The sequence below is a fragment of the Bifidobacterium favimelis genome (assembly GCF_037963085.1).
In the GTDB taxonomy this organism is placed as follows: domain Bacteria; phylum Actinomycetota; class Actinomycetes; order Actinomycetales; family Bifidobacteriaceae; genus Bombiscardovia; species Bombiscardovia favimelis.
The window spans coordinates 1-14463 of the sequence record NZ_JBANDZ010000001.1 but is presented as its reverse complement, the minus strand read 5'-3'; the positions used below and the strand labels follow the sequence as shown (position 1 = coordinate 14463).

Below are 14463 nucleotides of genomic sequence, written 5' to 3'. Positions count from 1 at the left end.
TTCCGACCCTTGCGGTCTTGCCGGCCGGTTCGTTTGCGTCCCTCACACAGCCCGGGAGGAGTGAGCGTGTATATATCACGCCTGGTCTTGGATCACTACCGTTCCTGGGAGACCTGCATCCTTGATCTGGGACCAGGTGTGACCATATTGAAGGGACGCAATGGCCTGGGCAAGACCAACCTGGTGGAGGCCGTCGAGGTCCTGTCCACCGGTACCAGTCATAGGGTTTCCTCCTCCCTTCCTCTCATCCAGCGGGGGCAGGCCAAGGCGGTCATCCGGGCCAGGGTGGAAGAGGGCGGCACGTCGACTTCATACGAGCTCGGCATCCCCGCCAGGGGCGCCAACAGGGCCCGTGTGGATGGGGGTCCCTCCCTCTACATGCGCGATATACTGGGTCGGATTCCCTCCGTCACCTTTTCACCGGAGGACCAAAGGATGGTCTCGGGCGAGCCGGCCGTCAGAAGGGGCGTATTGGACCAGGCGGCTGTCCAACTCAATCCTTCCTTCTATCAGGTCCAACAGCGCTTCCTTCATGTAGCCCGGCAGCGTTCCGCCCTTCTCAAACAGATGTCAAAGGAGATGCCCGGAGCGTCAGGCCCCTCCCACCAGGCGGCCCTGAGCGGTTTGGAGGTGTGGACCGGCCAGTTCATCCAGACAGGGGTGGAGTTGACCCGGGCCCGCCGGGAGCTGATCGCGCGCCTGAATGAGCCCTTCGGCAGGCTTTACGGACAGTTGGCAGGAGGACCTCAGGAGGCCGGACTGGTCTATGAGCCCTCCTTTGAGGAAGTGAACCAGGCAGAGGGTTCCCCAGAGGAGGCCGAGACGGAGATCAGCCGTCACTTTCAACGCATTTTTGCCGGAGAGGTGGCCCGGGGGCAGAACCTGATAGGGCCGCAGAGGGATGATTTCACCTTCATGCTCAACGGGATGCCTGCCAGGGAGTTCGCCTCCAACGGGGAGATGTGGACCCTGGCCCTGGCCTTCCGCCTGGCCGTTTTCAGTCTTCTGGAGGAGGGTGAAGGGACCAGGCCCATCGTCATTCTGGACGATGTCTTCGCCCAGCTTGATCAGACCAGACGGTCGCAGATACTGGAGTTCGCCCGCCGCCAGGAACAGGTCCTCATCACCGTCGCCGCCGACAGTGACATACCCCCCGTCGCAGGGGCCAGGCAGATCGATGTAGCCGCCCTTCTGCATGATTCCGTCCCCCTGCCGTCTTCGGACCCGTCTTCCGATGACCGCATAGGCAGGGCATTGAAGGATCTGCGGGGGTCCCGCCAGTCCGGCGGTGAAGGCGGCAGGTCATGAAAGGGCAGGACGACGACAGGTCTGCGGGATGGGATGACAGGCCTGCGGTGGAGGTCCTCGGTCTGGATCAGCGCAGGCTTCCATCCTTGGTTTTCGAGGAGTACACACGACGTGCCGCCACCTGGAAGAATCTTCAGGAGCGTGAGGAGGAGGCGTGGTACGACTTCGGCAAGCCCGGACGAGACCCCCAACGACTGGGAAGCGTGACATCCCTCCTTGCCGCTTCGGGCCGTTGGGGGCCGCACCTGAAGATGGCCCGTCTCCGCAACCGGTGGGATACGGTCGTCGGTCCCGCCATCGCCGCCCACTCCCATGTGGCCTCCTACAGGGAGGGGGTGCTGACCATTCAGGCCGAAACCACGGCCTGGGCCACCCAGTTGACCTACCTGGTCCCCCAGCTCAAGGGGAAGATAGTGGAACGTCTGGGAATGCCCGTCACAGAGGTCAAGGTCACCGGCCCCCACACGTATTCCTTCAGACGGGGACCCTACGACCCCCCTGGCAGGGGGGTCAGGGACACCTATGGGTGACCCATCCCGGGTGTGCCTTGGTCATCATCTGTCAAGTGTTTCCCTCCCACAGCTCAGACCAGCTTTCTGAACGCCTGACGTCGGGTGCGGCTGGTAGACTATAGGTCAGCTGGTCAAACGCCTCCAAGCCCCCTTTATGGAAGGCTCAGGCGGTATGGACCTTGGACATGGCCCCCTGCACGATGGTTGAAGACGTGCTGAGGTGCGGAAAGGACGATCCGTGGCAGATCACGAAACTGATCCAACTGACGAATCCCGCATGGGAGGTGTCGACGGGCAGGATAAGGCGCAACAGAACGGTTCGCAGGAGGAAGACAGACTGGATAACGCCCAGTTGGATGACTCCCTGTCTCCTGAACACTATGACGCCAGTGATTTGAAGGTGCTGGAGGGCCTGGAAGCCGTCAGGGTCCGTCCGGGCATGTACATCGGATCCACAGGGCCCAGGGGTCTGCACCACCTGGTCTACGAAATCGTCGACAACTCCGTGGACGAGGCCCTGGCCGGTTTTGCGGACCACATCGAGGTCACCATCCTGCCCGACAACGGCATCAAGGTGGTCGACAACGGCCGCGGCATCCCCGTGGACGAGGTCCCCGGCGAGGGCAAGAGCGGCGTCGAGGTGGTCATGACCAAGCTCCATGCCGGCGGCAAGTTCGGCGGCGGCGGTTATGCGGTCTCCGGAGGTCTGCACGGGGTGGGCATATCAGTGGTCAACGCCCTGTCCACCCGCATCTATGTGGAGGTGCGCAGGCAGGGCTATCACTGGCACCAGGACTTCCGCAACCAGAAGCCGGTGGCCCCCCTGTCCCGTGACGAGGCCATGGGGCCTGACGAGGCCACAGGCACTTCGGTCACCTTCTGGGCCGATCCCGACATCTTCGAGACCACCGAATACGACTTCGAGACCCTGCGCAGCCGATTCCAGCAGATGGCCTTCCTCAACAAGGGTCTGCGGATAACCCTGACGGATCTGAGGACCAACGACCAGGCCGGGGACGAGGTCACCGGCGAGGATGCTGACCAGCATGAGACCGTCAGCTACCAGTACGCCAACGGAATCAAAGACTACGTGGACTATCTGGTCAAGGTGCGCAAGGCCACCCCCGTGGAGGAAGACATCATCGATTTCGAGGCGGAGGACCTCAAACTGGGCATCTCGGCCGAAGTGGCCATGCAGTGGACCACCACCTACTCCGAGTCGGTCCACACCTTCGCCAACACCATCTCCACCACCGAGGGGGGGACCCACGAAGAGGGGTTCCGCGCCGCCCTGACCACCATGGTCAACCGTTACGCCCGCGAGAAGAACCTTCTCAAGGAGAAGGACGACAACCTCTCCGGTGATGACGTGCGTGAGGGTCTGACGGCCGTGGTCTCGGTAAAGCTGACCAACCCCCAGTTCGAGGGGCAGACCAAGACCAAGCTGGGCAACTCCGAGGCCAAGACCTTCGTCCAGAGGGTCATGACCGAACGGCTGACCGACTGGTTCGATGCCCATCCCAGTGAGGCCAAAGCCATCGTCCAGAAGGCCATGGAGGCCTCAAGGGCCAGGATAGCCGCCAAAAAGGCCCGTGAGAGCACCAGGCGCAAGTCCATATTCGAGACGGCCGGAATGCCCGACAAGCTCAAGGACTGCCAGTCCAACGACCCCGAAGAGTGCGAACTCTTCATCGTCGAGGGTGACTCCGCAGGCGGTTCGGCCATCCAGGGGCGCAACCCCATGACCCAGGCCATCCTCCCCCTGCGAGGAAAGATACTGAACACCGAGCGGGCCAGCATAGACCGCATGATGAAGTCGGACACGATCGAATCCCTGATCACCGCCGTCGGTGGTGGTTACGGGGAGGAGTTCGACCTGAACAAGGTCCGCTATCACAAGGTCATCATCATGGCCGATGCCGATGTCGACGGTGCCCACATCGCCACCCTCAACCTGACGCTTTTCTTCCGATACATGCGGCCCATGATCGAGGCGGGTTACGTCTATGTGGCCATGCCCCCCCTCTACAGACTCAAGTGGACCAAGGGGCCCCACAGCTTCGTCTACACCGACGCGGAGCGCGACCGTGTCCTGGCCGAGGGCAAGGCCTCCGGCCGCCAGCTGCCCAAGGGTGAAGGGATTCAGCGCTACAAGGGCCTGGGCGAGATGAGCTACCAGGAACTCTGGGAGACCACCATGGATCCGGCCCACCGCATCCTGAAGAAAATCCACATCGAAGACGCCGAACAGGCCGACGAGACCTTCACGATGCTGATGGGAGACGAGGTCGAACCCCGCCGCCTCTTCATCCAGCACAACGCCAAGGATGTGCGCTTCATCGACGCCTGAACCGGGCGCCGACACCGAGAACGTTCGAACTCTTTCATCAAGGCATTAAGGACCGACAGTGGCAGACGACAACAAGAACGACAATACGGCCGACGGGATCAACCTTCCCGACGGCTCCCGCGAACCCTTGAGCCCCCAGGAGATGGACAACACCGACTACGGGCTGATCAAGGGCGAGAGGATCCAACCCATAGACCTCCAAAAGGAGATGAAGGATTCCTACCTCTCCTACGCCATCTCCGTGATCGTGGAGAGGGCCCTCCCGGATGTGCGTGACGGGATGAAGCCCGTGCACAGGCGGGTGGTCTACGCCATGTATGACGGGGGCTACCGACCTGACCGGGGTTACAACAAGTGCTCCCGAGTGGTCGGTGACGTGATGGGCAAGTACCACCCCCACGGGGACGCGGCCATCTACGACACCATCGTCCGCCTGGCCCAGTCCTGGTCCATGCGTTACCCCCTGGTGGACGGGCAGGGCAACTTCGGCTCCCCCGGTGACGACCCCGCCGCCGCCATGCGTTACACGGAGTGCCGGATGGCCCCCCTGGCCATGGAGATGGTGCGCGACATCGACAAGGATACGGTCGACTTCATCCCCAACTACGACGGCAAGACCCAGGAGCCCACCGTCCTGCCCGCCCGCTTCCCCAACCTCCTGGTCAACGGGTCCGCCGGCATCGCCGTGGGCATGGCCACCAACATACCCCCGCACAACATGCGGGAGGTGGCCCAGGGGGTCCACTGGGCCCTGGACCACCCCGAGGCCTCCAAGGAGGAACTCCTCAACGCCCTGATCGGCATCATCAAGGGGCCTGACTTCCCCACCGGGGCCACCATCCTGGGCCACAAGGGGATCGAGCAGGCCTATCGGACCGGCCGTGGCCTGATCACCATGAGGGCCGTGGTCAACACGGAGGAGATCCGTGGCCGCATGTGCCTGGTCGTCACCGAGCTCCCCTACCAGGTCAACCCAGACCGTCTGGCCTCCTCCATCCGTGAAGCCGTCCGAGACGGCAAGATCCAGGGGATCGCCGACATGCGCGACGAGACCTCCGGCCGGACCGGCCAACGGTTGGTCCTGGTCCTCAAGCGGGACGCCGTGCCCAAGGTTGTCCTCAACAACCTCTACAAGCACACCCAGCTTCAGCAGACCTTCGGTGCCAACATGCTGGCCCTGGTCGACAACGTCCCCCGCACCCTCAGCCTGGATGCCTTCGTCCGCCATTGGGTGGACCACCAGCTGGATGTGATCGAGCGCAGGACCCGCTACCTCAAGCGGGAGGCAGAGGAGCGGGACCACATCCTCCAGGGCTACCTGAAGGCACTCGACATGATCGACCAGGTCATCGCCCTGATCCGCTCCTCCAAGGACGTCGAGACGGCACGTGCCGGCCTGATGGAACTTCTGGATGTGGACGATGTCCAGGCAGATGCCATCCTGGCCATGCAGCTGCGCCGGCTGGCGGCCCTGGAACGCCAGAAGATCCTGGACGAGCATGAAGAGCTCATGCGCAAGATCAAGGACTACAACGACATCCTGGCGGACCCCCAGAGGCAGCGGGACATCGTCGGCAACGAGCTGGACGAAATCGTCGACAAGTATGGTGATGACCGTCGCACCCGCATCCTCCCCTACTCCGGGGAGATGAACGTGGAAGATCTGATCGCCGACGAGAACGTGGTCGTCACCGTCACCCATTCCGGTTTCGTCAAGCGCACCAAGGCCGATGAGTACCGGGCCCAGCACCGTGGGGGCAAGGGAATCAAGGGGACCAGGCTGCGCGAGGATGATGTGGTCGACCACTTCTTCCTGACCAGCACCCACAACTGGCTCCTCTTCTTCACCAACAAGGGCAAGGTCTACAGGATCAAGGCCTATGAGTTGCCGGAGGGTTCGCGCGATGCCAAGGGGCAGCACGTGGCCAATCTCCTCCAGCTGGGACCTGGCGAGAAGATCGAACAGGTCCTTTCCCTGCACGACTACGACGATGCCGACTACCTGGTCCTGGCCACCAGGACGGGCAAGGTCAAGAAGACACGCCTGGCTGAATATGACTCCCCCCGTCAGGGAGGCCTGATCGCCGTCCGCCTGATGGAGCTCGAAGCGGGGACTGACGCCCAGGAGGGCCAGGAGGAATCCGGTCCCGTCTATGACGAACTTGTTGGCGCGGCCCTGTGCAATGCCGAGGATGACATCATCCTTGTCTCCCGTAAGGGAATGAGCGTCAAGTTCCGTGCCGACGACGAATCCCTGAGACCCATGGGCCGGCAGACGGCCGGTGTGCAGGGGATGAAGTTCCGCGAGGGAGACGAGTTGCTCAGCATGGACGTGGTTCCCGAGGACACCGACGAGGACCTCCTGGTGGTCACCGACGAGGGCTTCGCCAAGCGGACCGCACTGAGCGAGTACCGCCTTCAGGGGCGTAACGGATACGGGGTCAAGGCCATTGCCATGGTCGAGGGCCGCGGATCCCTTGTAGGTGCCCTGGTGGTGGAGGAGGATGACCAGATCATGGCCATCATGAAGTCCGGCAAGGTCATCCGCTCCAATGTGTCCGAGGTCAAGAGGACCGGCCGCAACACCCAGGGGGTCACCCTGGCCAAGCCCGACAAGGGTGACGAGATCCTCTCCATAGCCCGCAATGCCGAGAAGGAGGAAGAAGCGGATTACCAGGAGGAGGGGGAAGGATCCGTTCCGGTCACCGCAGCCGTGGGTGGCGGAACCCTGCCCGCCTCCGAGCAGCCCATCGCCACTACCGGTCTGGGAGACCAGGCAGGAACCTCTGATGAAGCCGGTGGTGAGGCCGACGGGGCCGCAGGAGAACGGGGCTGAGACGGGGATATCCGTCTGCTCGAGCTGATAGCCTCACTAGAGTGGTTCCGGGTTGCACCAGGAAGAGTTGTACCGGGAATGCGGGGTTGCGACAATCAAGGAGTGTCGATGAGCCGGATCGAACATGAAGAATCCACGTCCGCTGAAAGGCCGTCGGGCGGCGGGAGGGCCGTGCGCTCGGCGGTGTCGGTCCCGGTGTCCGGCGAAGAACCGAAGAGGGCGCCGACCGCCTCCCGGCGGCGCTCCCGGGTGCCCAGGGCCCGCAGGATGCAACTTTCCCTGACCCGGCTGGAACCCTGGTCGGTGGCCAAGGTGACCTTCCTCCTGGCCATCGCCGGCGCCCTGATCCAGGTGGCGGCAGCCGCCCTCCTCTGGATCCTCCTCAATGCCATAGGCCTCTTCGACAACCTGGCCCAGATGCTCTCCAAGACGGGTCTTGATGCGGGCGGGTTCGACCTGAGCAACTTCTTCAGCCTGGGCACGGTCCTGAGCACCGTCACCATCTTCTCCATTTTCGAGATCATCCTCGTGGTCGTCCTGGTGACCATCGGCGCCTTTCTTTACAACCTGGTCAGCTCCCTGGTCGGAGGCATCCACGTGACCCTTGGTGACGACTGACCTCTTCATCCATGGACGGCCATCATCCGGCGGGGAGACCCTGACGGGCACGGTCCCTTGTCGGGGGCCGTGCCCGTACTCATGTCCGGTGGCCTTCAAGGAAGGTGCGCCCTGACTCATCATTCCGAATGAGGCAAACCGGGACCTTTCTGACCTAAGCTGGAATCATGCTTTCGTCTTATCTCGGCAATTTCAGCGGCGCCTTCGGGATCTCCGTCATCGCCTGGCCCTTCGCATCCTTCATCCTCAGCCTGCCCATCCTGGCCCTCATATACAACCGTTACCACCGTCTCCGCCTCGCCTCGGCCTTGACCGCCTACCTGGTGGTCCTCTATCTGATGGCCCTGGTCGTCTTCACCCTCTGGCCCATGCCTGACGACAGGGTCGCCTTCTGCGCAACCCACCATCTGACCCCACAGTTGGACCCCCTCCGTTTCCTGCAGGATCTGTCCGCTGACGGGCGCTCCGCCCTCTTCCAGATCATCATGAATGTGGTCTTCTTCGTCCCCTTGGGATTCATCATGGGCAGGGTCTGCCGGTGGAAGTTCTACGTGGCCATCCCCGTGGGCTTCCTATGCTCCCTGTTCATCGAAACGGCCCAGGGTACGGGGGTTTTCGGCCTGGTCGGCTGCGCTTACCGCCTCTTCGATGTGGATGATCTGATATGGAACACAAGCGGGGCAATCATCGGTTTCCTCCTGGCCGCCATACTCAACCGGCTCATGCCGACGCGACAGGCGGATGCGGCCGAGGTCATCACCAAGCCCAGCTTCCTCCACCGGGGCGTGACCATGGCCGTCGATTTGATCTTCTCCTATGCATTGTCAACCTCGCTGGGTATGGGCATCGTCTACCTGATTCACCGTGGAGCCGTCTATACGACCGACGGAAGGTACCACCTCTCCTCCCTGACCGTCTCCTCCGGACAGCTTGAGGGCATGGTGACCGTCCTGAATGTGGCCGTCCTCCTCGTCTTCGAATTCCTGATTCCCGTATGCAGGCACGGACAGACCCTGGGAGCCTCCTTCACCCACATGAACATCGAAACCAAGGTCCGGCACGGAATGGCCAGGGCCGCCTTCTACACCCTACGCACCCTCCTTGTCGTAGGCGTCTTCGGACCCTGGTCGGGCCGGTTCCGTCAGTACATGACCATACTTGGCCTGCTCCTCCTGGTCTTCTATATATTCGCCCGGCAGATGCCCTACGACTTGATTCCAGGAGAGGGGAAGGACAACTACGACAGGCCCGTCAAGCGGGTTCCCGCACGCAACGAGGCCTCCGCCTGACACGGGATCGGGCGGGCTCCGGCCATACCTGCCTGTCTGGTTGAAGCGCATTCCTCGGTCTTCGCCGGAGCTCCACCCTGTGGAGGTTTGTCTCCGGCCCTCATCATGACCTGCCTTCTGCAAGCGCCCGCAGGTGTCCGCTGCCGGCCTGTCCCAGGGCGGTCCTCGCCTGCCCGGGGCTCAATCCAGTCATCGAGGACAACCGTGGCAACCGTGGCAACCGTGGCAACCGTGGCAATCATGGCAATCATGGCAATCATCGCAACCAGCGCAACCAGCGCAACCATGGCAATCATCGCCACGGTCTGTTCAACCCTCCGATGATTCCGTTCCCCCCATCCCGGCTTCGACGGCTTTCGTTTTTTCTCCGGGCCGACGGAAGCGGACCTCCGAGATGACGATGGAGGCGAAGATGATTGCGAATCCTGCCAGGTGACCCAAGGTGAGCTGTTCATGCATGACCAGGACCGAGACCAACATGCCGAAAAGGCTCTCGCTGCACAGAATGAGCGAGCCCTGGGCCGCAGGGACCCGGGAGAAGGCTATGTTCTGGAAGTTCTGGGCCATCAGGGTGGAAATCAGCGTCAGATAGAGCATGGAACCGATTGTGCTCGGCGGGAAGGAGGCCGCCCGGGGGAAGGGATCGAAGATGAGGGCCCCTCCCAGGAAGAGGATGTCTCCGATGAAAAGCTCATAGTAGGTCAGGATGGTGGCGTCGAACTTTTTCGTCAGAATGCCGGTGATGACAAGGTTGGCGCTGTAGACGGCGGCCCCGGCCAACGTGAGCAGGTCCCCCTTGCTCAGGGAGAAGAGGGAGCCCCCGCCCTGAGACCCGGCCGGCAGGGAGATGAGCGCCACCCCCACGATGCAGACGGCGGCCGCCACGAAGTGGCGCAGGGCCGGCCTTCTGCGGGCGACGATCCAAACCAGGAAGGGGACGAGGACACAGTAGGTGGCCGTCAGAAAGGAATTGCGGCCGGGGGCTATGTACTCCAGGCCCATCATCTGCAGGCTGAAGGCCCCCCAGTAGGTCACGCCCAGGAGGAGGCCGGGAATCAGCATGTCGAGGAGGTTGATCCGCCGCAGCTTCCTGATCAGGAACGGGGTCATGATGGCCAGGGCGCAGATCAGCCTGATTCCCATGACCCACCTGAGTGACAGGGTTTCCAGTGAGATCTTCTCGAAAGTGTATCCGGCCCCCCAGGCGGCCGCCGCGATGAGGAGCATGATTCGGGCCAGCCAGGTGGAGGGCTTCCACGTACGTGTTTCGGGCAATCTCATGGTTCAAGTCTAACCGGTGAGTCCAGACGGACGACTCAATTCGGCTTGTTCGGGCCCTTTCCGGGTCCCGTCGAGCACAGGGCCGACCCCCTCATGGCATTTTCTGAGAGAGCGGCTGGCGGTTCAGGAACGGATATCATGGTGGTTGTCCGTGTGGAGCAGCCGGAAGGGGAGGGATGTCTAAGGTGACCACCGAATGCACCGGGGGCCGGAAGGCCAGCAGGTCCCGCCTGTACCGCATCCGCATGAGGGGGGCTTCTTTCACCTTCTCCATGAATCCCGCCCCCAGACAGGCTCCGATCATCCTCTTCCTCCATGGGGGGCCAGGCGATGCCTGCATCCCTGCGACCATGGAATACAACGCCCCGCTGGAGGAGGATTTCCGCCTGGTCAATCTGGACCAGAGGGGGGCTGGTCTTTCCTACCACCCCTTCGCCAGGGACGAGACAGTCACCATCGATTCGATGCTGGACGACGTCCTTGTCTTTGCCAGGCGGCTTCTGAAAGCCTATGGGCAGGATTCTCTGGTGGTGATCGGCCATTCCTGGGGGAGCGTGTTGGGGCTTGAGATGGTTCGCCGGCATCCGGAGCTGGTCCGTCAATATATCGGACTGGGTCAGGTGGTCAGCATGGAGAAATCCCTGGAGGTGAGGAATCGCTACGCCAGGAACGCACTGCCATCCTGGGCGAGACCTCTGGTCGGTCAGGAGGGGGCCCTGGCCGACCTGGTCATGCTTTTCCACGAGGGCAGGTCGGTGGGTCTGGCACGGAGCCTGGGCAGCCAGTTGAGCTACCTGCGCTCGCCGGCCTACCATCCGGCCGACCTGGTCCACCAGGTCCTGGGGGTCATCCAGTCCGAGCAGAGGCTGGGTGCGGAACTCGGCAGGGTGGACTTCAGCCGGTTCACCTCCTTCCAGGTCCCGGTAACCTTCATGGAGGGACGGCACGACTGGCATATCCCCTCCATCATCGTGGAGGAGTATGCGGCCCGCCTGCGCAGCCCCCACCGTCTCATATGGTTCGAGCACTCCGGCCACACCCCTCAATGGAGTGAGCCCGGCCGTTTCAACGCCCTGGTCAGGGAAATCTGCCTCCCTTAGGGAATGGGAAAGAAGGTAGGGCCTGCAAGGTTCCCGACCGGGTCAAGCGCCTCCCCGGGCGGGAGGTTTTCTCAAGGCTGATTCCCCTAGCCGATCGGACTTGGGGATATCCTGTTTTCCTGCGGGAGATGAACTGAAGGAGTGGCTCCCGAATTTGATAAAACGTTTTCTTTCTCATACTATATAGCATTAGCCGGTAACCTGCCGGCATCGGTGGTCCTCTGAAGGCTGGGGCGGAGACGCCCGTGCCCGATGCGGGACTGTGTTGTCGCAATCACCGGTGCCGCTTTCCATTCGTAAGGAGTGCGTTTCACATGGCCAGAACACCCATCATCATCGACACGGACCCCGGCATTGACGATGCCGTCGCCATTGCCATCGCCCTCTTCTCCGACCAGCTGGATGTCAAGCTGATCACCACGGTGGCAGGCAACGTGGGTCTGGACGCCACCACAGAGAACGCCCTGAGGCTGATGGCCTACTACGGATGCGATGTCCCGGTGGCCCGTGGGGCCGCCGAACCCCTGATACGCGACTATGAGGATGCCACCGACATCCACGGGAAGACCGGCATGGAAGGCTTCGACTTCCCCGATCCGAAGACCTCCCTCCTTTTGAAGGAGCATGCGATCGACGCCATGCGCCGGACCATCATGGAATCCGACCGGAAGGTCACCATCGTCCCGATCGGCCCCCTGACCAATGTGGCCCTCCTGCTCAAGGTGTACCCGGAGGTCAAGGCCAGGATAGGACGGATCGTCCTCATGGGCGGATCGACCACCCGTGGCAACAAGGGGGTCATGGCCGAGTTCAACATCCACTCCGACCCTGAAGCGGCCGCAATCGTCTTCAAGGCGGGCGTACCGATCACCATGGCCGGCCTGAACGTAGGTTGGGAGGCACTTGTCCTGCCGGAGGATTCCGCCAAGCTCCCCGCCATGGGCAAGGTGGGCACCATGGCCTACAACCTCTTCAAGAAGTACCGCGGCGGCAGCTTCAAGACCGGCCTGAAGATGTACGACCCCTGCGCCGTGGCCTGCCTCCTGGCCCCTGAACTTTTCGAGTTCCAGGACACCTATGTGGGCGTCGAGCTGGCCGGCAGCCTGACGGAAGGTTGCACGGTGGTGGATCTCAAGGGCTACCTGGGCCGTCAGCCCAATGCCTCCGTCGCCTTGAGCGTTGATGGCAAAGGCTTCAGGTCCTGGTTCCTGGATGCCATCTCAAAGTGCTGCTGAAGTCCCCCCCCCCGCCGTCCCGGTTCGGGCCCATCCCTGACCCGGCCGGAGCCGGCTGAAATCACAGACCTGCACCGCAGGAAGAGAACAAGTAAGAGAGGAAGAAGATGACTGCAGTTGCCTACATAGCGGCTCTTGTCGCCGTCGCCATAGTCGTCTGGATGCTCATCAAGAAGATGGACATCAAGATATCCCTGTTCATGATGGGCATCGTGCTCATGTACGTGGCGTTGATCATGGGCAGGAAAATCACCGTCGAAGGGTTCAAGTCCACGGGGATAACCTGGCTGGATCCCTTCCAGGCCGTGGCAGGTCAGTTCCTGTCCACACTCACGTCGGCAGGTTTCATCATCCTGATCCTGGGCGGCTACACCTCCTACATGAACCACATCGGGGCGAACAAGGTCACGGTCTCCGTGCTTTCCAAGCCCATCATGAAGATCAAGTCGGCCTACATACTGGTGCCGATCACCTTCCTCCTGGGCAATCTTCTCTCCCTGGTGATCCCCAGCGCCTCCAACCTGGCGATCATCCTCCTGGCCACCCTCTTCCCCATTCTGCGCGAGGCGGGTATGAGCGTGCTGACGGCCGGTGCGGTCATCGCCACCAGCGCCACCATCGTCCCCACCCCCCTCGGTTCGGACAACGTGGCAGTGGCCGGCGCCCTTGCCAAGACCAGCCAGTTCGCCGGTCTGAGCACCACGGATTACGTCTTCCGCTACCATGCCATCATCTCCATCCCGACCCTGATCCTGATAGCGGTCGTGCACTACTTCTGGCAGCGGTACATGGACAAGAAGGAGGGCAACGTCAACGACAAGGCGACCGTCATCAAGACGGCCACCGAGGAGGTCCCCGAGGGCGGCAGGCTCTTCCGCACCGTCTACGCCATCCTCCCCCTCCTGCCCATCATCATCCTGCTGGTGGTCTTCGCGGTCAACGGCATCACGGGGTCCAAGGTCGAGCTGACGGTGACCCTGGCGGCCATCCTCTCCTTCGTCATTGCCGTTATCTGCGAGCTCATCCGGAGCCGCAACGGACAGGAGACCCTGAAGGGAACCGAGAACTTCTTCACTGGCATGGGTGGCGCCATGCCCATCGTGGCCCTCCTGGTGGCGGCCTCGGTCTTCGTGGCCGGGCTGCAGTCCATCGGCCTCATCAGCTCCTTGCAGGACCTGATGAAGAACTCCAGCGGTTCGGGCACCGGCTTCATCCTCCCCCTGATACTGGTGGCTGTGACGGCCCTGATCGTCCTCCTGTCCGGTTCGGGGACGGCGCTCTTCTTCGCCATGGTCCCCCTCATGGTCCCCCTGGCGGCCGCAGCCGGCATCAACGTGCTGGCCATTTCGGTCCCCATGGGCCTGGCCGGCAACCTCTTCAGGGCGGTCTCCCCCGTCTCCGCGGTCATCATGATCGTTTCCGGGACCACGGAGAAGAGCCCGGTCGAGCTGGTCAAGAGGACCTCCGTCCCCATGATTGCAGGCGTGGTCTTCATGTTCATCCTCTCCATGTTCGTCTTCCTCCCAATGGGGGCGTGACTCGCATGGCACCGGCCGACCTGCCCGGCAGGGGCGGTTCGGCCTGGTGATTCAGACGGCATCGGATCCTCACGGGTCCGGTGCCGTTTTCATTAGCCGGATAAGTGCGCGGGGCTGGTGCTGATTCCCATGCAAGGTTCATGAGGGGCACGAAGGCTGAAGTTCGAGGCTTCCAACACGCCGTGAAAATCGCGCGATTGCAAGGTCTCAACGGTTGATGACGGGCCCCGATTTGCACAACGGGCCTGACTCGTGTAAGTTTATCTCTTGCTGCTCAACGCGGCGGTTCTTCCCCGGTGGGGATTGAATCGGTCGTTGATGTGGTGGTGGTTTGAGAACTCAAGAGCGTGTTTGTGCTACTTTATAGCTTTTTGATTGCCAGTCCGATGTCTTCCG

At 62.2% G+C, this 14463-nt stretch carries 10 protein-coding genes; 9 read left to right on the top strand and 1 reads right to left on the bottom strand.

What is annotated here, in order from left to right:
• The first annotated feature begins 66 nt into the window (after positions 1-66).
• From recF to V6584_RS00025, 6 genes are all read left to right on the top strand, one after another.
• Complete coding sequence (gene recF, locus V6584_RS00050; RefSeq protein ID WP_340468433.1) at positions 67-1308, top strand: DNA replication/repair protein RecF; 1242 nt, start codon at positions 67-69, stop codon at positions 1306-1308.
• Positions 1305-1838 (top strand): DciA family protein, encoded by a 534-nt coding sequence (locus V6584_RS00045; RefSeq protein WP_340468432.1) that lies wholly within the window; start codon positions 1305-1307, stop codon positions 1836-1838. Before recF ends, V6584_RS00045 begins: the two co-directional genes overlap by 4 nt.
• 259 nt (positions 1839-2097) lie before the next feature.
• On the top strand, positions 2098-4170 hold the full coding sequence (gene gyrB / locus V6584_RS00040; RefSeq protein WP_340469666.1) for a DNA topoisomerase (ATP-hydrolyzing) subunit B: 2073 nt from the start codon (positions 2098-2100) through the stop codon (positions 4168-4170).
• 142 nt (positions 4171-4312) lie between these two features.
• Positions 4313-7006 (top strand): DNA gyrase subunit A, encoded by a 2694-nt coding sequence (gene gyrA, locus V6584_RS00035; protein ID WP_404802609.1) that lies wholly within the window; start codon positions 4313-4315, stop codon positions 7004-7006.
• A 108-nt stretch (positions 7007-7114) separates the two neighbouring features.
• Positions 7115-7624 (top strand): DUF3566 domain-containing protein, encoded by a 510-nt coding sequence (locus V6584_RS00030; protein ID WP_404802576.1) that lies wholly within the window; start codon positions 7115-7117, stop codon positions 7622-7624.
• 167 nt (positions 7625-7791) lie between these two features.
• Entirely contained in the window at positions 7792-8913 is a 1122-nt protein-coding gene (locus tag V6584_RS00025; RefSeq protein WP_340468430.1) for a VanZ family protein, read from the top strand.
• Between the two features lie 309 nt (positions 8914-9222).
• On the opposite strand, the gene V6584_RS00020 is transcribed toward V6584_RS00025, so the two are convergent.
• Positions 9223-10194 (bottom strand): DMT family transporter, encoded by a 972-nt coding sequence (locus tag V6584_RS00020; RefSeq protein WP_340468429.1) that lies wholly within the window; start codon positions 10192-10194, stop codon positions 9223-9225.
• A 176-nt stretch (positions 10195-10370) separates the two neighbouring features.
• Between V6584_RS00020 and V6584_RS00015 the strand changes: the two genes are divergently transcribed.
• From V6584_RS00015 to dcuC, 3 genes are all read left to right on the top strand, one after another.
• Positions 10371-11294, top strand: a complete 924-nt coding sequence (locus V6584_RS00015) for an alpha/beta fold hydrolase (RefSeq protein WP_340468428.1) — start codon at positions 10371-10373, stop codon at positions 11292-11294.
• A 314-nt stretch (positions 11295-11608) separates the two neighbouring features.
• A complete protein-coding gene (rihC, locus tag V6584_RS00010; protein ID WP_340468427.1) occupies positions 11609-12529 on the top strand; it encodes a ribonucleoside hydrolase RihC in 921 nt (306 codons plus the stop codon).
• A 107-nt stretch (positions 12530-12636) separates the two neighbouring features.
• Positions 12637-14067 carry a C4-dicarboxylate transporter DcuC gene (gene dcuC, locus V6584_RS00005; RefSeq protein WP_340468426.1) on the top strand — a complete coding sequence of 477 codons (1431 nt, stop codon included), beginning with the start codon at positions 12637-12639 and terminating at the stop codon, positions 14065-14067.
• Positions 14068-14463: the final 396 nt, after the last annotated feature.

What these genes read in the sequence shown, in the direction of transcription:
- V6584_RS00015 (WP_340468428.1), top strand. Translation starts at nt 10,371, where the DNA reads ATGTCTAAGGTGACCACCGAATGCACCGGGGGCCGGAAGGCCAGCAGG.
- gyrB (WP_340469666.1), top strand. Translation starts at nt 2,098, where the DNA reads ATGGGAGGTGTCGACGGGCAGGATAAGGCGCAACAGAACGGTTCGCAG.
- dcuC (WP_340468426.1), top strand. Translation starts at nt 12,637, where the DNA reads ATGACTGCAGTTGCCTACATAGCGGCTCTTGTCGCCGTCGCCATAGTC.
- gyrA (WP_404802609.1), top strand. Translation starts at nt 4,313, where the DNA reads ATGGACAACACCGACTACGGGCTGATCAAGGGCGAGAGGATCCAACCC.
- V6584_RS00020 (WP_340468429.1), bottom strand. Translation starts at nt 10,194, where the DNA reads ATGAGATTGCCCGAAACACGTACGTGGAAGCCCTCCACCTGGCTGGCC.
- V6584_RS00025 (WP_340468430.1), top strand. Translation starts at nt 7,792, where the DNA reads ATGCTTTCGTCTTATCTCGGCAATTTCAGCGGCGCCTTCGGGATCTCC.
- rihC (WP_340468427.1), top strand. Translation starts at nt 11,609, where the DNA reads ATGGCCAGAACACCCATCATCATCGACACGGACCCCGGCATTGACGAT.
- V6584_RS00030 (WP_404802576.1), top strand. Translation starts at nt 7,115, where the DNA reads ATGAGCCGGATCGAACATGAAGAATCCACGTCCGCTGAAAGGCCGTCG.
- V6584_RS00045 (WP_340468432.1), top strand. Translation starts at nt 1,305, where the DNA reads ATGAAAGGGCAGGACGACGACAGGTCTGCGGGATGGGATGACAGGCCT.